The 17,422-nt window shown below is 51.4% G+C and carries 14 protein-coding genes and 1 pseudogene; 4 read left to right on the top strand and 11 right to left on the bottom strand.

Annotation, left to right across the window (positions count from 1 at the left end):
- Positions 1 to 585: 585 nt before the first annotated feature.
- On the bottom strand, positions 586 to 2,187 hold the full coding sequence (locus PMIT1303_RS04465; RefSeq protein WP_063397695.1) for a hypothetical protein: 1,602 nt from the start codon (positions 2,185 to 2,187) through the stop codon (positions 586 to 588).
- Between the two features lie 281 nt (positions 2,188 to 2,468).
- Between PMIT1303_RS04465 and PMIT1303_RS14215 the strand changes: the two genes are divergently transcribed.
- Entirely contained in the window at positions 2,469 to 2,600 is a 132-nt protein-coding gene (locus PMIT1303_RS14215) for a hypothetical protein (protein WP_255359756.1), read from the top strand.
- A 23-nt stretch (positions 2,601 to 2,623) separates the two neighbouring features.
- On the opposite strand, the gene PMIT1303_RS04460 is transcribed toward PMIT1303_RS14215, so the two are convergent.
- The 7 genes from PMIT1303_RS04460 to thrS all read right to left on the bottom strand — a co-directional run bounded on the left by PMIT1303_RS04460 (position 2,624) and on the right by thrS (position 12,314).
- Positions 2,624 to 3,685 carry an ArgR family transcriptional regulator gene (locus PMIT1303_RS04460; protein WP_231901320.1) on the bottom strand — a complete coding sequence of 354 codons (1,062 nt, stop codon included), beginning with the start codon at positions 3,683 to 3,685 and terminating at the stop codon, positions 2,624 to 2,626.
- On the bottom strand, positions 3,670 to 4,113 hold the full coding sequence (locus PMIT1303_RS13965) for a hypothetical protein (protein ID WP_231901318.1): 444 nt from the start codon (positions 4,111 to 4,113) through the stop codon (positions 3,670 to 3,672). The genes PMIT1303_RS04460 and PMIT1303_RS13965 overlap by 16 nt, the downstream gene beginning before the upstream one ends.
- A 4-nt stretch (positions 4,114 to 4,117) precedes the next feature.
- A complete protein-coding gene (locus PMIT1303_RS04455) occupies positions 4,118 to 6,265 on the bottom strand; it encodes a M3 family metallopeptidase (protein WP_063397694.1) in 2,148 nt (715 codons plus the stop codon).
- A 3-nt stretch (positions 6,266 to 6,268) separates the two neighbouring features.
- Positions 6,269 to 7,840: an NAD(P)H-quinone oxidoreductase subunit 4 gene (locus PMIT1303_RS04450; protein ID WP_063397693.1), complete on the bottom strand. Its 1,572-nt coding sequence runs from the start codon at positions 7,838 to 7,840 to the stop codon at positions 6,269 to 6,271.
- Between the two features lie 57 nt (positions 7,841 to 7,897).
- Positions 7,898 to 8,848, bottom strand: coding sequence for a homoserine kinase (gene thrB, locus PMIT1303_RS04445; protein ID WP_063397692.1), 951 nt, complete (start codon positions 8,846 to 8,848; stop codon positions 7,898 to 7,900).
- A 14-nt stretch (positions 8,849 to 8,862) separates the two neighbouring features.
- Positions 8,863 to 9,924, bottom strand: a complete 1,062-nt coding sequence (gene glk / locus PMIT1303_RS04440) for a glucokinase (RefSeq protein WP_063397691.1) — start codon at positions 9,922 to 9,924, stop codon at positions 8,863 to 8,865.
- A 467-nt stretch (positions 9,925 to 10,391) separates the two neighbouring features.
- The gene (gene thrS, locus PMIT1303_RS04435) at positions 10,392 to 12,314 is read right to left on the bottom strand and encodes a threonine--tRNA ligase (protein WP_063397690.1); all 1,923 of its coding nucleotides are present in this window, start codon (positions 12,312 to 12,314) and stop codon (positions 10,392 to 10,394) included.
- A 458-nt stretch (positions 12,315 to 12,772) separates the two neighbouring features.
- Between thrS and PMIT1303_RS04430 the strand changes: the two genes are divergently transcribed.
- A complete protein-coding gene (locus PMIT1303_RS04430; protein ID WP_156486901.1) occupies positions 12,773 to 12,940 on the top strand; it encodes a hypothetical protein in 168 nt (55 codons plus the stop codon).
- Between the two features lie 73 nt (positions 12,941 to 13,013).
- On the opposite strand, the gene PMIT1303_RS04425 is transcribed toward PMIT1303_RS04430, so the two are convergent.
- The 3 genes from PMIT1303_RS04425 to PMIT1303_RS04415 all read right to left on the bottom strand — a co-directional run bounded on the left by PMIT1303_RS04425 (position 13,014) and on the right by PMIT1303_RS04415 (position 15,559).
- On the bottom strand, positions 13,014 to 13,598 hold the full coding sequence (locus PMIT1303_RS04425; RefSeq protein ID WP_063397755.1) for a glycoside hydrolase family 104 protein: 585 nt from the start codon (positions 13,596 to 13,598) through the stop codon (positions 13,014 to 13,016).
- Positions 13,599 to 13,939: 341 nt separating this feature from the next.
- Positions 13,940 to 14,953, bottom strand: a complete 1,014-nt coding sequence (trpS, locus tag PMIT1303_RS04420; RefSeq protein ID WP_063397688.1) for a tryptophan--tRNA ligase — start codon at positions 14,951 to 14,953, stop codon at positions 13,940 to 13,942.
- 3 nt (positions 14,954 to 14,956) lie between these two features.
- Complete coding sequence (locus PMIT1303_RS04415; protein ID WP_063397687.1) at positions 14,957 to 15,559, bottom strand: hypothetical protein; 603 nt, start codon at positions 15,557 to 15,559, stop codon at positions 14,957 to 14,959.
- A 219-nt stretch (positions 15,560 to 15,778) separates the two neighbouring features.
- On the opposite strand from PMIT1303_RS04415, the gene PMIT1303_RS04410 reads away from it, so the two are divergent.
- Together PMIT1303_RS04410 and PMIT1303_RS13275 are read left to right on the top strand one after the other, a co-directional pair.
- Positions 15,779 to 17,143 (top strand): YcjF family protein, encoded by a 1,365-nt coding sequence (locus PMIT1303_RS04410; protein ID WP_063397686.1) that lies wholly within the window; start codon positions 15,779 to 15,781, stop codon positions 17,141 to 17,143.
- Between the two features lie 157 nt (positions 17,144 to 17,300).
- A pseudogene (locus tag PMIT1303_RS13275) lies at positions 17,301 to 17,422 on the top strand (photosystem II q(b) protein); the annotation flags it as partial.

The raw sequence follows: 17,422 nt of genomic DNA, 5'->3' as shown, positions 1-17,422 counted from the left end.
GGAACTTTTTCGGTGGCTGGGGCATGTTAAATGCACAATATGTCCTCTCTATTGGCAACACGAATCCATCTTTCTAAAATCCCAATAATGCACTAAGCAGTGCCTCCCATTTTTCAGCATGGGATCTAGGGGGGCAATAATGTTGCGTTTCCGAGAGACCAGTAAGTACGTTACAATCACAGGGTAGATAGGTTTACTTTGGTCTTGGTATTTGAACACTCATCTAAAGCGGTGTACTGAGATTATCTCAAGCTTGTAAGTAATTACTTAGCACTATAAATTTAGCTATCAACGCCTTGGCTCTAAACCAATACTTATACCCCTCAACCCGAATATCAACATCTTCATTCAAAACTATTTCTCTCATAACTCCACCAATAACATTCTCAAGATCGTTGTCAGAGAAGATCTGCCTCCGTTCCACTGGGATTGAGTCATTCTCTTAGACATCAGTCATCGTTGTAAATATTTCTTGGCATCCATTCGACAAACGTAGAGGAGTGAGATGCAGCAGCCTGGCAGAATAGATCCAGTAGTATTGTCTTCGCCCATTTCTTTAACTTATGCATTTTGAAAACAGTTTTGTCAACCAGAAATCAATCTGCGCTGATGCAAACCGGCGAGCATGAACACAACTGCCATTAGTAGATAGCCCATTGCCCAGGAGCTACCAACGCCCCAGCCAAGCTCCAGGACAGTATCGGTCTGGGTGAATCGCCAGGCGTGGATGATCCCAATCCATGAGGCTGCAGATGCGAGGAAAGAAGTAATGCTTGCTGCTAAAAAGCGTTGTTCGATCACATAAACCAACATTGCCGCTAGCAGCATGGCGGTAATAATTTGTCCTTGCTCAAGGGCAAAAGCGCCACTTGCCCATACATCAGCTTCTTGAAGCCTTCCTAATAAAGCTGAATTAAAAGGTTCTGAATTGCTTCCGGCTCCTCCTGCGCGCAAACCAGCCTTGATCAGTGATGCACCCCATCCTGCTAATCCAGGAAGCAGGCCAAGAGCTACTGCCGGTGCATGGGTGCTGGGCGTGGCTTGAAAGGCTTGAGCAGCAATCACGATGCCGATATAGAGCACGATCGCCATGCCTGCCTCAATAGGTACCAACTCTGCGACCAAACCAAAAACACCTAGAAGACAAGCGCTACCCATTACCAAGCCATTTAGCCAGGAATAGCCAATGCGAGCCCCCATTTCCTTCCAGGCTGGATGGCCGATATAAATGGTTGTAGGAAAACAAGACCCCAGACCTGCGGCAGCCATTGTGCCGATGCCATCGATCAATAAAGAGCTTCGAACGCAATAACGATCACCTGCCGCCTCTGCGCTTTCGATGTTTTGAAGAGAACCCAGCACGTTGAATAGGCCCATTGGCACAATCACCCCTAGCCAGGGCAGCAGCTGGCCACGAGCATGCCAAAGATTGGCGATTTCTAGGTGAGGTAGGCGCAAGCCAATCTGACTTGCTTCCTGACTCCAACGGCTAGCGTCGCTATCGATTAATCCAGTACTCCAAGCAAGCCCCACGCCAATAACAACAGCAAGCAAGCCACCAGGAATGGGCAATCGCAAGCGTCCGTAATAGGTGACCAGAACAATTGCTAGTACTGTCAGCCCCACTACAGGTTGGGCATAGGTACGCAGCAGAAAACCAAGAGCGATGTAGCCAAGAGCAATTCCGGCGAGAGTGGCAAGTAATGCAGCCCTAGGCAGCCAGCGACGCAGTACCCCTGCTGTAAAAGCCCCTACTGTTTCGATCAGCCCAGAGCCCAGGCAAGCCACCATCCCTGCTTGCCAGGAGAGGCGAACAGCGCTTGCCTCATCCATTCCCTGGCCCAGTGCGGTGAGTTTCACAGGGAGCATTACCAAAAACACATAAGCAAACAGGCTCACGGTGTTAATTCCGTAGGGCAGAGCTGTCCGATCACTACGTTTTTCGATGCTGGCAAGTTGATGAGCCTGATGCGCGTAGGCAAGGTTGCCTATCAACAGGCTTATTCCTGTGGCAGGAAGGATTGTGCCGAAAACTAATTCATTCGGATAGCCGAGCACGTTGCGGCATAAGGCAATTATCAAGAGGACTTGAATCAAGTTATCGAGGCCAAGTCCTAGGAATCCGTCGACATCTCCACGGACGAAACATTGCGGCCTCCAGTGCTTCTGCTTGAGATCTGAATGCATGGCAGTTGGGTAAGACCAGTTCAATCATGTCTTGCTACTTCCTGATGTTGCAAGACAATGTCTTTTTAAAAGAGCCTTGCTTGGTAAGTAGGAGGCAGTTCGAGTGGGCGATTTATGCTTTTTCAAGCTTCATGTCTGCTTAGTTAGCACGTGTACTTTTCGCAAGCACGATTCCCTTGATTGAATTACCTGTAGCTTCTTTTAGGTATTAAAGGCTTAAATGGACTTGATGCTTAACCAATTCTATGCATCATGATCAAAAGCATCTACTTTGATTTCTCGTGACTAAGAAGCTTGATGAAATCCCCCCAGAGCAAAGTCGTTCTTTCGATAGGCTTGTTAACTTCACTGATGCGGTGGTGCATCATCTGCTTGGCATTGGCTCGCTCGGCTTCCGGTTGATCTATCTATAACTGAAACGTGCGCTGGCATCGCTTTAGAGATCCACTTCGCCGTTGAGGTTCCTCACAAGCGCAAATGGACTGTGGCTGGGTTGACAGCTTGAAAGCCTCTGCATTGCCTCTAATCGTGCAGAGCCTTGCAGGCTCTGATCCTGGGGCAACGTGTCAAGGCCCCATCGGTAGCGATCTACCACACTAGTGTTCACACAAAAGCCCTGATCAAGAAGGATGTCGAGGCTACGGCGTAGTCGTTCTCGCCATATTCCTCCCAGTGTCAGTGAAAATAAATGGGTAGAGCCGTTAAGGCATTGCTCCAGTAGGGCTGTTGAATCAATGCAATAGCCCAGGGCTCCATACCCCCCTAGGTGTAGCTTTTGCGAGCTTGCCTCCATATTGTGCACCGCTGCGATTAATTCGGTGATCTCTATTGCATCGGCGAGGCGTTGCTGTGTTAATGGCTGACTGGGGTATGCGACTGTTCCATTGTGGCGATCGTTCTGCCAGGGCCGATGCAGGTCATTCATCGCGGCCCAGTCATTCATACCTTCTATATCCTGGCAATACTGCAGTAAAATTGAATCATTACCTTGTGGTTGCAGCTCAAGCTCGAAGCTGCAATGCGGCAACAAGCTGAGGATCTCCTGGTTGCGGTCATCCTCTAGACCCGTTCGATATGGCATCGCCAAAGGGACCTGAAGCCATCTCCCGCTTTCATTGACTTGGCTAGCTCCCAGGCCGAAGCTGGCAACACTGGCTCTAATTCGTCCGCAACAGTGCCAACCCTGTCGGTTCAGCAACTCAATGAGTTGACGTCCTGAGGACAGCCCCTCGAATAAGAAAGGTTCAGAGGGATGCAATGCCTCTGGTAGACGATTGGCGGCTAGGCAGTTGAGCACCTGAGCCATGAGCTCATTCATGCGTTGAGAAGACTCGTTCTGAAGCATGACCAACCCCTCGTTGTGCCAGACCAGGCCACTACCGAGTGCAGTGAGACCTTTCCCTAAAGGGGTTCGACCAAGCTGTTTCGGGTCAAAAAGTGCATCACTAGTGATTGGCTGGTTGGCCAGTAATCGACAGTTCTTTAAATTGACCGGCACCCCCACACCATGTCCTGGCTTAGGGCAACTGAGGGTTGGCGCCAGAGTTCCAGGGCACTGGGCGGTTGGTTCTCCGCAGTCGGCAGCAGATGCTGTAGGTCATCAGCTAACGCTGCCAACAGCAAAGGGCTTAGCAAACCATCTTCTAATAGGGTTGCAATCCCTCCTAGACGTTCAGGAAGAACGGCCGGGGCCATCCTCCTGCCTCTCGGCAGCATTCCTATCAGGGGGCTTACACGGCGATGATCGAGATCACGCAACAACTCACTAAGCAACTTTTCTCGGCTTATGCCGCGACGCAAGCTGCTTGTTTCAAGCACCTCCTCAAGTGCAATCAGTGGTGCCGTGTGGATATCGTCATGCTCGTCTTGGCCCCAACTTTGTGATAACGCTAGGGGGGTCAGAGAGTGCGGTATCTCTTCAGCCATCTCCTCACTGATCCGCAGCGCTTGCGGCTAAGCCGGAATGGCGAATCAATGCCTCGGTGGTCGCTGGTCGCCCGCGGAATTGCTCATAGACGTCTGCTGGGGAATGGCTACCTCCCAAACTGAGAACTGTGTCGCGAAAGCGAGCGCCAGTGAGCCGAATTTGATCTTCAAGTTCCAAACCAGCTTCTTCAAAGGCAGCAAAGGCATCAGCACTAAGAACTTCTGCCCACTTGTAGGAGTAGTACCCGGCGGAATAACCACCGGCGAAGATGTGGCCAAAACTACAGAGGAATTGATCTTCGGCGATCGGAAGCATCACCGTGGTGGTCTCAGCAATCTGACGGCGAAGCTGATCTGGGGTCACGCCGAGATCTGGTGTCCAGCAACTATGCAAGCGCAGATCAGTGAGAGCGAAATGCACCTGGCGCAGAGTTGCCAAACCGGCATTAAAGGTGCGGCTGGAGCGCAATTTTGCGAACTCCTCCTCCGGAAGCGGTTCGCCAGTCCGCCAGTGACGTGCCATCCCCATCAACGTGGTGCGATCGAGGCACCAGTTCTCCATGAACTGGCTAGGCAGTTCCACTGCATCCCATTCCACGTTGTTGATTCCTGCAGCCTGTGGATACTCAACGGTCGTGAGCATGTGCTGAAGACCATGGCCGAACTCATGGAACAAAGTCTCAACCTCATCGAAGCTCATCAGACTTGGTGTATCTGCTTGCGGTGGGGTCTGGTTACAAATCAAATAGGCCACTGGAAGAATCGATTGGCCCTCGAGGCTTTTGCTGCGTATCAGGCATTCGTCCATCCATGCCCCCCCTCGCTTGCTGGCTGGTCGGCTATAGGGATCGAGGTAGAACGCTGCCAGGTCTGAACCATTGGCATCCAACACCCGGAAATAACGCACGTCTTGATGCCAGATCGGAGCCTCGCCGTCGGCGCTTTGAATGCGAATGCCAAAAAGACGTTCACAAAGTCCGAACAAACCTTCCAAAACCTGTGGCAGAGGGAACCAAGGGCGCAGCGCTTCTTGATCAAGGTCAAAGCGCTCTTGCCTCAGCCGTTCAGCCCAGAAGTTCACATCCCATGGCTTGAGCTGGCTGGCCTCTGACGCTCCATGTTTTTTGGCACAGGCCTCGAGCTCAATTAACTCCGTTTGAGCTGCGGGTAAAGCGGCAGCACGCAACTCCTCAAGCAACTGCTCGACGGCCTCAACGCCCTCGGCCATTTTGCTGGCCAGGCTGAGTTCAGCCCAGTTCATGTAGCCAAGCCTTTGAGCTTGCTCAAGCCGAAGGCTTAGCAGCTCTTCAATCAATGGTTGATTGTTTAACTCACCTGCACTGGCTCTACTCACATGAGCTTTGTAGAGCGTTTCACGTAGTCCTCGATCTTTTGCATGGGTGATGAAGGGGATGTAGCGGGGCATATCTAGACCTAATCGCCAGGGACCCTGCTCCGCTGTAGGTTCTCCACCGTCTTCTCGGTGATCTCCGGCTTGCTTGGCTGCTGAGGACAAAACCTCCAAGGCCCGCTGCGGCAGTCCTTCAACTTGTGCTGATCGATTGAGGAGCAGGCTCCATCCCTGGGTTGCATCCAGGACGTGATTGCTGAAGCGGGTCGACAGCTCGGCCAGTTGCTCACTGGTGGTATTAAAAGCCTGCTGAGCGTGGTCATCGAGACCCACGCCTCGTTGATCCATGGAGAGTAATTCCGCCTTCAAAATCCGCTGTTGAGTCGAATCCAGTAATGGCCTTGAGGGCTGGTCTTTCAGTCTGCGCAGGGCACGATGAAGTGTTTGGCTTTGGCCCATAAGGTTTCCAAAACGCACCACCTCTGGTTGCTGTGCAGCGTGAGCTTGTCGTAATTCGGAGGTATTGCAGACGCCGTTTAGATGGGATACAACTCCCCAGCTCCAACGCAATTGCTCTTGCAGCTGATGCAGGGGAGACATGACTTGTTCCCAATTAATGCTCTTGCCAGATGCCAAAACTTTGTCTAGGTCTTGTTCCAGCTGGCTGAATTGTTTGTTAAGAGCACAGAGAAGTTCAGGAATGTGATCCTGAACTTGTTGAGACGTAATGGCAGTGAAGTTTGGGATTCCTTCACCCTGGAGGAGGGCTGGTGACTTTATTTCGTTCACAGCAACAGGCATTATTCAGCCAAGGGGTAGCAGGGAACCTTGGGCTACCAAGCTATGGCTAATCAGTCGGTCAGCGAGAGCATTGGTTGAAGCCTCATAGAGATCGATGGCGACTCGAGGCCAAAATCCGATTACCAAAGTGGGCACAATCAGACTGAGCCCAATGGTCAGTTCTCTGGGGTTGATGTCTTCGATCATTGCAAGGGCGGGAATCCTGGGGCCAAAAAAGACCCGTCGACACATCGACAGCAAATAGACGGGGGTCAACACCAGTCCAATCGCCGCCAATACGATCGTGATAACCCTGAATATTGAAGTGAATCCTTCCTGACTAATGATGCCGAGGAAGACGGTGATTTCACTGACAAAGCCGCTCATTCCTGGCAGGGCGAGGGAAGCCAGGGAGCTGGCCAAGAAAAAAGCGAAGGTGATTGGCAAGACCTTGGCCAGGCCACCCATATTGGGGATGGAGAGGGTCTGCGTGCGTTCGTAGAACGTTCCTGTGACGAAAAACATGGCTGCTGCAATCAGGCCATGGCTGATCATCTGCAGCATGGCCCCACTGATCCCGAGAGCATCGATCGCTCCGATACCCAACAGAACGAAGCCCATGTGGCTCACAGAACTGCAGGCAATTCGTCGTTTCACGTTGTCTTGAGCAAAGGCGTTGAGTGCTCCGTAGATGATGTTGACGATCCCAATCACGATCAGGGCCGGCGCTAGCTGAAGATGAGCATCAGGCAGCATTTGCACGTTGAAGCGCAACAGGGCATAGCCACCCATCTTTAGGAGTACCCCTGCCAGCAGCATCGACACTGGTGCGTTTGCTTCTCCATGGGCATCTGGCAGCCAGGTGTGGAGAGGAAACATCGGTAGCTTTACGCCAAAGCCCACCAGAAAGCCCAGATAACAGAGGAGTCCAAGGCTGCCTTCTGGAGATCGATTGGCCAGCTCAGTGAGGTTGAGCGTGAACTCACCACCCGAAAGTGCCAGAGCGAGTCCGCTGATCAGGATCAGTAAAGACGCTAGAGCGGTGTAGAGAATGAATTTGGTGGCGGCATATAGCCGTCTGCTTCCGCCCCAGATGGCAATTAACAGGTAGACCGGAACCAGCTCTAGTTCCCAAGCAAGAAAGAACAGCAGGAAATCTTGAGAGAGGAAAACCAGCCCCTGGGCAGAAGCCTGAACCAACAACAGTGCGAAATAAAGCCTTGTCTTGCTTTGCACCTTCCAGCTAGCTGCCACGGCAAGAAGAGTGATCAGCCCGCTAAGTACAACCAGAGGAGCCGAAAGGCCGTCTGCTCCGAGCGACCACTCCAGGCCGATGAAGGGAATCCAGCTAACCCGTTCAACCAGCTGAAGCCCTCCATCCTGGCCATCAAACATGCGGCTAAACACAACCAGCATGAGCACGAAATCCACCAGCAGAAAGGCCAGTGCAAAATTGCGTGGTGCCTGGGAGTTAGTTGTTTCATTCCCTGGCAACAGAGGCATCAGCAGGGCACCCATTGCCGGCAGCAGCACGATCAGTGAAAGCCAGGGGAATGAGGCCTGGGACGCAGCCGTCAGCGGCAAATTGGCGTCCATGGCAGGCAAGAGAATGCGAAGGAACTGATCAGCCCCGGGGTGGGCGCTTGAGTATATCTACTCATCCTCAACTTGGGGTTGCCAGTGGCTTCCTCCTGTCTGAATGCTAAGCAGTGGTGCCCTACTTGCTACACCCTCGGCCTCCCAAGCTTTTACCATTGCCTGACTGACTGCTTGCCCTTTATCCTCCGGGCACAGAGCCAGCACGCTGGGGCCAGCTCCGCTGATTGCACAACCCCAGGCCCCGGCATTCAGAGCCGCATCGCGAACATCCAAACCACCTTTGATTAATGGCCAGCGATAGGGCTCATGCAATCGATCGTGCATCCCATCTGTAATCAGGTCGCCGTTTCCTGTCCGCAGTCCCTGCAGAAGGAGCGTAAGGGCACCAAGGTTTTCTACGGCATCGCTGATCGGAATGTCTTGAGGCATGGCGCGCCTTGCCTCGCTCGTGCTTAGGCGAATAGAGGGGATTGCTACAACGGCTTTCACGGAATTGATCCAAACACAACGAACCACCCGCCAGCGTTGCGAGGCTGCCTTGGCAGTCAAGCAAAGACCTCCTAGAAGAGAAGGAACAACATTGTCGGGATGTCCCTCAATGTCAATGGCCAGTTCCAACAGTTTTTCTTTGCTGAGCGGTTCGCCCACCAATGCATTGGCTCCGACCAACCCTGCCACGATGGCACTGGCACTGCTTCCTAGGCCTCTTGCGGGGGGTACCGCAAGCCTGACTTTGGCTTCTAGTCCCACCGGTTCGAGCCCTGCAGCTTTCCACACCCTCTGGGCGGCGCGATAAATCAGGTTGTTGGGACCACCGCGTAGGTGGCTTCCCTCACTGCCTTCAATAATGAGTTCAAAGCGTCCGCTATCCCCTTCGATCCGCCGCATGGCAAAACGATTGTTGAGGTCAAGGGCAGCACCAAGGCAGTCGAAGCCAGGGCCAAGGTTGGCTGTGGTGGACGGTACGTCAACAACAATTTTTTGGCCGATACTCGGCTGCGCCATCCCTACTTGTCTACTTAGGTCAGTGTCCCACCTTGCTCAGCAAGCATGTGTGCTCTGCAGGCTGCACTGAACAGGCCCACCTCGGGATCGATCACTGCCATCACTGGCAATTGCTCTAGAAACGGACGGAAACGACCCTTGTTGCGGAAGGCTTCAAGAAAGGTGCTTGAGCGAAGACCTTGAAGCTGCTTCGCAGCGGTACCACCACCCACCCAGAGGCCTCCGACACAGAGTTCCTGCAGAGCTAAATCTCCCGCAGCAGAACCGTAAGCAGCTAGCCAGAGCTGTAAGGCTTCTTGAAGAATTGAATCGCCTTCGCTTGCGGCTTGACTAGCAAGAGCAGGCAGATCCAAGTGGTCGGAATGATCATCAGCACCATGGCGCCAAGCATCGGCCAGATCTCGCAGAGGATGACCATCTGCGTCACTGTGCTGTAGCCGCCAGCGCGCCACGTGACCCAGACCGGTGCCACTGACGACACGTTCCAATGAAAGGCGTTCGAGTTGCAAGTCGGCCTTGAGCCACTCACAAAGTTGCCACTCACATTCACTGCGAGGAGCAAATTCACGGTGTCCGCCTTCACTGGGCAGCGCCACCATCCCATCTTTTGTGGGCAGGCCACGGGCCATTCCAAGTCCAGTACCTGCCCCCAGAACTGCAATTGGTCCTTGCCCAGACAGATGCTGCTGTGGAAGCTGAAGCTCCACCTGCTGCGAGTCGTTGAGAAAGGGTAAGCCGTAAATCAGCACGCCAAAGTCATTAATCAGTTCCAAATGCTTCAGTCCCGTGGCTGCGCAAAGGTCCTTCTCCTTCAGACTCCAGGGCAGATTGGTGATACGTGCCTCACCATGACGAACCGGTCCTGCAACAGCGATGCAGCCGTTATGGGGTTGCTCCATCTCCCCTGGCAAATGGGCGATGAAGTCGCTCAGCATGGGTTCAAGCGAAGTCCACTGATTGGATAGATACCTCCGCCGGTGCTGCTGCTTGAGTTGCTTTTCGTCCCAGCTATAGAGCGCAAGCAAGGTTTTGGTGCCCCCCAAATCACCTGCCAAAAAGGTTCTCAGGGACGGCATGGTGATGACTAATGAGGGAAAGAGCTTCCCTCAGGCTGCATTGACAGCGAGAGATCTGCAACTTTTACGTTGGATAGATTGCTGATTAGCTCAAGGGATAGTGATCCCCATGCCTAGATCGGTTGACAGGGACTAATTGGCCAGCTCTAATTAGCGCCCGCCTGACTTGGCCCTGCTCAACACGGATTGAGATACCGCAACTGGTTTGATTGACGTTTCGCAAGACCTGTCATTTTTTTATGGTTGAGTAATGCTTTCATCGGAGACCATGAAGAAGTTCTGATTCTGCGCAGTACAGAAAGAAACTGCTCCAACGAGAGAGCCAAAGCGCCCAACGAGAAGCAATTGGCTTCTCCTATGACCAGGCCGAATTTGCCATTCAGCTTCTCAACCAGATGGAAGAGAGCTTTCCTCCTAAGCGATGTATTCTCCGATTGTCATTATTACCTAACTCTTGATAACTTGTGTCAAGAGACACCTGATCTGCCTTTAAGAGCAATTGCTTCATCCAGGAGTGATGTGAAGCTATTCAAAGGCATACTGCCAAAGTCCTTACCTTCTCGAGTGCGCACAGCCACCTCTCCACTTTGTTGTTCTTTATCACCAATAATGATTAGAAATGGTACACGCTGAAGAGTATGTTCGCGAACTTTAAAACCAATTTTTTCATTTCTCAAGTCAACTTCAGTTCGATATTCTAGGGCTGATAACTTCTTGCAAACATCCTGACAAGACTGATCATTGCGATCTGTAATCCCCATCACTACCACCTGTACAGGTGCTAGCCAGACAGGCATTCGTCCAGCATAGTGCTCGATCAGAATTCCGATAAAACGTTCAAAAGAACCCAGAATTGCTCGATGCAACATTACTGGTGTTCTGCGCTGACTGTCTTCTGCTACATAAGATGCTCCCAAACGTTCCGGCATCGAGAAGTCAACCTGGATGGTTCCACATTGCCAAACTCTACCAAGACAGTCTTTTAAAGAAAACTCAATTTTAGGTCCGTAGAATGCACCTTCCCCTGGCAATAAGTCCCATGCAAGACCTTTAGCATCCAATGCATCGGACAAGGCCTTCTCTGATTTGTCCCATATCTCATCACTACCAACACGCTTTTCGGGCCTGGTTGATAACTTTATAAGCACCGAGTCAAACCCAAATGATCTGTAAATCTCAAAGACTAGATCAATAAACTTAGAGACCTCTTCCTGAACCTGAAGCTCAGTACAAAAGATGTGAGCGTCGTCTTGAACAAAATTGCGCACACGCATGAGACCATGAAGTGAACCAGACGGTTCATTCCTTAAGCATGAACCAAACTCTGCCAATCTAATTGGCAGGTCACGGTAACTTTTTAGGCCTTGATTAAAGATCTGTACATGGCAGGGACAATTCATCGGCTTGATAGCATATTCCCGATTCTCAGATGTCGTTGTGAACATGTCATCTTTGAACTTCTCCCAATGCCCTGATTTCTCCCATAAGGAGCGGTCTACAACCTGAGGTGTTCGGATTTCTTGGTAATCATGCAGGCTAAGGGTCTCGCGAATATATTGCTCTAAAACCTGATAAATAGCCCAACCCTTGGCATGCCAAAAGATCATCCCAGGAGCTTCTTCTTGAGTATGAAATAAAGACATTTGTTTGGCGATCCTGCGATGATCGCGCTTTTCAGCTTCTTCAAGGCGCTTGAGATACGCTTTCAGCTCTTTGGAACTTCCCCAGGCCGTGCCATAGATGCGCTGCAACATTGTTTTATTTGAATCACCTCGCCAATAAGCACCTGATACTTTCATTAATTTGAAAGTGCGTAAATGCCTTGTGTTAGGAACATGTGGACCTCTACACATATCAGTATATTCTTGATGTCGATATAGCTTAATAATTTCATTCTCAGGAATTTCATCTACGATTTCGATCTTGTAGGGCTCGCATCGCTTTTCGAATTCCTTATGAGCCTCTTCCCTTGAAACTATTTCAACATTGACGTCGTAGTCAAGTTTAACCAGCTCTTTCATGCGAGCCTCAATCGCTTCCAAGTCTTTAGGTGTAAAAGGCTGATCATAAGCGATATCATAATAAAATCCGTCTTCAATAACTGGACCAATAGCCATTTTTGCTTCGGGATATAATTGCTTTACAGCATGACCGATCAAGTGAGCGAATGAGTGGCGAATAGTCTCAATTCCATCTTGGTCTTTAGCCGTGATGATATTGACTTCAGAGTCTTTCTCAATAGGGATACAGGTGTCAAGCAATACGCCATTGACTCGGCCTGCAATAGCCGCCTTTGCTAATCCAGGCCCAAGGCTTTCGGCCACCTCCATAATGGTTACGGGTTGATCAAACTTCTTTTTATTTCCGTCTGGAAGTGTAATAATAGGCATAGGAAGGAGTTTTCTTTGATGAGTTGCAATAGCGTTCTATTTTATCAGCTATATCATTCGCAATCCTTGCACCTCTAAATGCTGGACTAAAATATTTTGCAGATTAGCAACAATGTAGAGACACACTGCGAAAAAGGAACATTGAATCAAATTTCCTAGCAAGTCCAACAAGCAAAATACCAGCATAGACTTCAATGGGAGCTTGCTTAGATTCGTCAGAGCTATTGCCTACGATCTCAAAATGGTTTTTTATACAGCCGATCTAACCGCCTAAGGGATCTTGGCTGTCGTGAGCAAAAGATGTTGGCATTACCTGCCTACCCCCAACACACATCGCTTTGATCTTAATCAATCCGAGAGACGCTTGATGCCTAACAATTTCTGCTTAGGGAATGGTCTGTAATGGGATTCGGGCTTTGCTGATAAACCAGCTACAAGCAGGCCCGTCAGCAAAGCAAGTGAGCAAATCGCTTACTGCCCTGATCGCAATGCTCACGGTCATGGTTGAGGGCATCGATTATGGCTTTGCTCGTGGCAAAAAAGCTGCCGAGAGTGTCTGCTTCTGTTGTGATAGTCATCCTTTTTGGATGTCTCTTTTAGAGAGTGATCCGCAAAGGCAACGCTAGGGTTTGGTTGCAATCAAGGGATGTCTTTCGAGTAGAAGCACACAACTTGTGTTGGTTCTGAAGTTAGATGCTTTTAGCTTGCCAAGGCCTGCTGCTGCAGTTGCCGCAAATTGGCTGAATAAAATTCAGCCAACTCTGCATGGCTCTTGACTGGCTGTCCATAACTGCTGTTGCCAGCCCAATTAGGAAACGAAGCCCATTCCGGTGCAAGACGAGCCATCGCGGAGTGCGTTAAACCAAGAGAATCTATTTCCTTGAGAGCACCGCGCTTGCTAACTAAGTGGAGCGCTGCTTGATCTTGATGTTGTGGTTGGAAATTGGGTAAGTTCAGCTCCTTCGCTACTGCCATCCAAGTTGATGGGATGAATTGATAGGCCCCTGCTGCTGCACTGCTGTAGAACTTCACCACAACTCGGTTGGGGTGTTGAGAGAGGTCCTCAAAGACACCCCCTCCAAACATTGTGCGATATCCGAGGTCTTTTCCTTCTTTCCAAGTGCCTTCTGCATAACGGATGGTGTTCAGAAGGGCTCGACGTTCGGGCGTTATTAAATAGTGCAGCCTTTGGCTTCCATTGCTTTGATCAGCAACGTTCACCCTAAAAGCATGTTCTTTAGGCAACTGGATGCGTTCAGCTTGCAAGGTCTGGCCAGTACCCATGAGAACACTCAGACAGATCATGGCGGAAGTTGCCGTGACCCAATTCGAATGATTCGATTGGCTTGAAAAGCCAAACTGCAATGGGAACAAGCGAAGCACGTAAACCAACTAAACGGTTTGTCACATTGATCAATCCCTCCCCCATATGGCGAGATGGTGATTAATACCCTTGACTCACGCAACAGAGTGTGCATAAGCCTGAAGCTGCCATTGACAACAGATTCTGCGTCTCACGAGACCCTTGCTGATGACTAGAACTCGCTGACTTCAGTGCCGCAAGGATGCCTCGGCCATCACTGGGCTCCAATGATTAGCAAAACTTTTCTTTCAGCCTGTATTAATTAGCTGGCTATCAGGAAGCCAAGGGCCTGGCGAACTCGTTGAAGGGTTGCTTGGGCGGTCTCTTGCGCTCTGGTCCTGCCTTGGTCAAGAACTCTGATGAGTTCAATGCGGTCGCCCATGAGTTGTTGATAGCGATGCTGTATCGGCTCAAGAGCTGACACCGTGGCGTCGGCCAGCAGAGGCTTGAAGGTTCCCCATCCCATTTCTGCGCATTCTTGGGCAGCTGCGTCTCTTCCCCGGCCACTAAGGATGGCGTAAATCCCAAGCAGATTGTCGGCCTCCGGGCGGTCTGGGTTGCCAAATTGCAAGCCCATTTGGGGATCTGTCTTGGCCCGCTTGATTTTTTTTGTGATCAGTTCAGGCGGATCAAGCAGTGTGATACGACTTCCTTCATTGGGGTCACTTTTACTCATCTTGCTACGGCCATCGCTAAGGCTCATCACTCTTGCCCCCTCTTTAATGATCAGGGGATCTGGGACTTTAAGGACAGGTTTCTCTTCACTACCGAAGCGGGCATTGATGCGCTGCTGAGCAATGTCACGGGCGAGTTCTAAATGTTGTTTCTGGTCTTCGCCCACGGGCACCAAATCAGCGTCATAAAGAAGAATGTCTGCTGCCATTAACACCGGATAGTCCAGCAGTCCCACAGAAACGTTGTCCCCCTGTTTGACTGACTTCTCTTTGAACTGGATCATTCGCTCTAGCCAGTTCAGAGGCGTAACACAGTTCAGCAACCAACAGAGCTCACTGTGGGCGGAAACCTGGCTCTGCACAAAGATGCTGCAGAGATCTGGATCCATCCCACAGGCCAGGTAGAGAGCGGCTGTGGAGAGGGTCTCCTCGGCCAAACGTTCTTGATCGTGCGGAACGGTAATGGCGTGTAAATCCACGACACAGACATAGGTGTCATGGCTGCTCTGAAGATCTACCCAGTTGCGGATGGCCCCCAACCAATTGCCCAGATGGAGGGCACCTGTCGGCTGGACGCCGGAAAGGACCCGCGGGCGCTGCATTAATCAGCCCTCACTAGGTGCATTGTCAGGTTCATGCTCTATTGCCTGCACTTTTTCAGTTTCAGCAGCCTGGTCCTGCTCTTGCTCTGCTGAGCGCAATTGTTCGGTTTCAGCAGTCTGGTCCTGTTCCTGAGTTTGTTCTTCATCGCGGTTTTGTTCACTTTCTAGAGCCTTCTCGGGCTCTTGAACCGATGGTTGAGGCTTGGCTGGCCGTGCAAAGGGATCAGGTCGAGCCCCTCGGTGCGTTGGCTGTCTGTCTTTATGAGAGCGATCACTACGCGTTCGCTGAGCTCCTTCTTCTCTTCGTCTGCCACCACTTGGGGCCTTAGAACGTTCACTGGCCACCAGTTCGTCTAATTGGCCATCGTCCAACATCTGGCCAAGGGTACGCAGGGCAAATCCCAGTACGGCCACTGTGGAGCGCAGTTGAAAGGCGTCCTGCAGGGCTCTGGCAGAGCGCATTTCGTTGTCGCTCAAACGGATACGAAATCCGCCGGCTTCACGGTTCCCAGGAGCGCGCCCACCTCGGAATCCAGCCCTTCCGCTCTCCCGGGCACCATCACTATGCCTTTCTTGTCTTTGCGGATCGCTGTAAGAATCAGTCATGGCCTACGGCCTGCAATCAGGGGCAAGTGTGACGCATCGTCGTCTTTCGCGACATGCCTGGGGTTCATGACGAGATTAATTTTTTTTGATCTTCATAAGAGAAACACTTCTTTGTGGCCCGATTTGAGGAACCAAATGAACTCAAAGTCTTCTCTCAGCCTTTTATTAAACGAAGAAGGTCACGTAGGCTGGTCAGGCTTGCACGACAGGTGGTGCCCCGTGAAGCTTCCAGCCCTACTGATCAATCTTGTGCCTCGCTCCCCTGCCTTAATTGGCCGGGTAGCACTCATCACAGGGTCCTTCGTCCTCGGTCAGTGGGTCTTCACTGATGTGATTCATCTGCCTGGCGGTGGTCTTGGTTTGATGGTTGCTGGTGCGGGCGTCTGGTGGTTGTCAAGACCCTCAATACCGGCCCGTTTTGATGCACCAGATTCTGTGCAGGGCTGGATCCGTCGCTGCAAAGAGGTCCTTGATCAGTTTGAGGCCCTAGAGGATGAGGAAGATGTGGTTGCGCTTCGCCAACAGCGCAGCGAGGCCCTTGATGCCGTTCTACAGCGTTCCGAACCACAAAAAGTTTCTTTTGTGAATTCCGGAGAGGGTTCTCTTGAGGATCATCCCGATGTTCAGACAGCCATTGCAGGATCCACTCCACTGAGCATCAGCTGGGCGCGGCCCCTCTCTCAAACAGGCGAGTCTTGGGTCTGGCCCGCAGCTCTACAAGAGCAGGATGTCTTGCTCTATGTCTTGCCTTTGCCCTTGATGGCAGCAGACCTTCTTTGGTTGGAGAGGGTGCCAGCGAATCAACCAATCTGGCTGATCGTCTCTTGGCAAGATTCATCGACTTGGATCGATCAGCAGCAGGCACTTCAAGCTCAGTTGCCACAACGCTTGAGCGGACAGGTACTTCGTTGGACAGGCAATCAAGACGATCTTTCAGAAGCCCTTGCACCGGTGAGACGTCTGTTAGAGCACCCTCAACGAAATCTTGAGATCACGCGTAAGCGCTTGTTGGGCAGTCTGCACCGCAATTGGCAAGCCGAGTTAGAGCAGCTTCGCAGGCAGAGGTTCCTTGGTCTCCAACAGCGCACTCAATGGTTGGTTGCAGGGGCTGTTTTTGCCTCTCCTTTACCCACGACGGATCTTCTAGCCGTGGCTGTGGTCAACGGCTTGATGATTAAAGAGATGGCGGGGATTTGGAAGTGTTCCTTGAAGCCAGAGGTTCTGCAGTTGGCAGCTCGCCAGTTGGCTGGGGCGGCTCTAGCCCAGGGAGTGGTGGAGTGGAGTGGCCAAGCTCTATTGGGCGTAGCCAAACTTGACGGCAGCAGCTGGCTTGCAGCGGGTACTGTTCAGGCGCTCAGCGCTGCTTACCTAACCCGTGTTGTTGGACGCTCAATGGCCGATTGGCTGGCATTGAACAGTGGCGTTGCAGAGCCGGATTTGGAGGCCTTAAAGATTCAGGCACCGCTGCTGGTTGCTAAGGCTGCAGAGCAGGAACGTCTCGATTGGTCCAGCTTTTCACAACAGGGAATAAGCTGGATCAAGGAGTTGGCTCGCCAAACAGGCGCCTCACCGAACCCTGCTTAGGCTGCGCAAACAAGCTTCATGAAGTTTGTTTGCGCACTGCGTCGCAATGTGAGGAAAGCAATTGCTGCAAGTGAGCTTTGCTTACCCATTTTTATATACTTTTAGCGAGTCTTCCCTAACCATGGGTTGAGGCTCGTTAACGTCCTCTTCATACTCAATGACCACCACCATTCGCAGTGGTCGCCTCAGTAGCTGGGAATCCTTCTGCAATTGGGTCACCTCCACCAATAACCGCATTTATGTGGGTTGGTTCGGTGTCCTGATGGTTCCCACGCTGTT

This window comes from Prochlorococcus sp. MIT 1303 (assembly GCF_001631965.1).
Lineage (GTDB): Bacteria > Cyanobacteriota > Cyanobacteriia > PCC-6307 > Cyanobiaceae > Prochlorococcus > Prochlorococcus marinus_D.
This window is presented reverse-complemented; position numbering and strand designations above follow the sequence as displayed.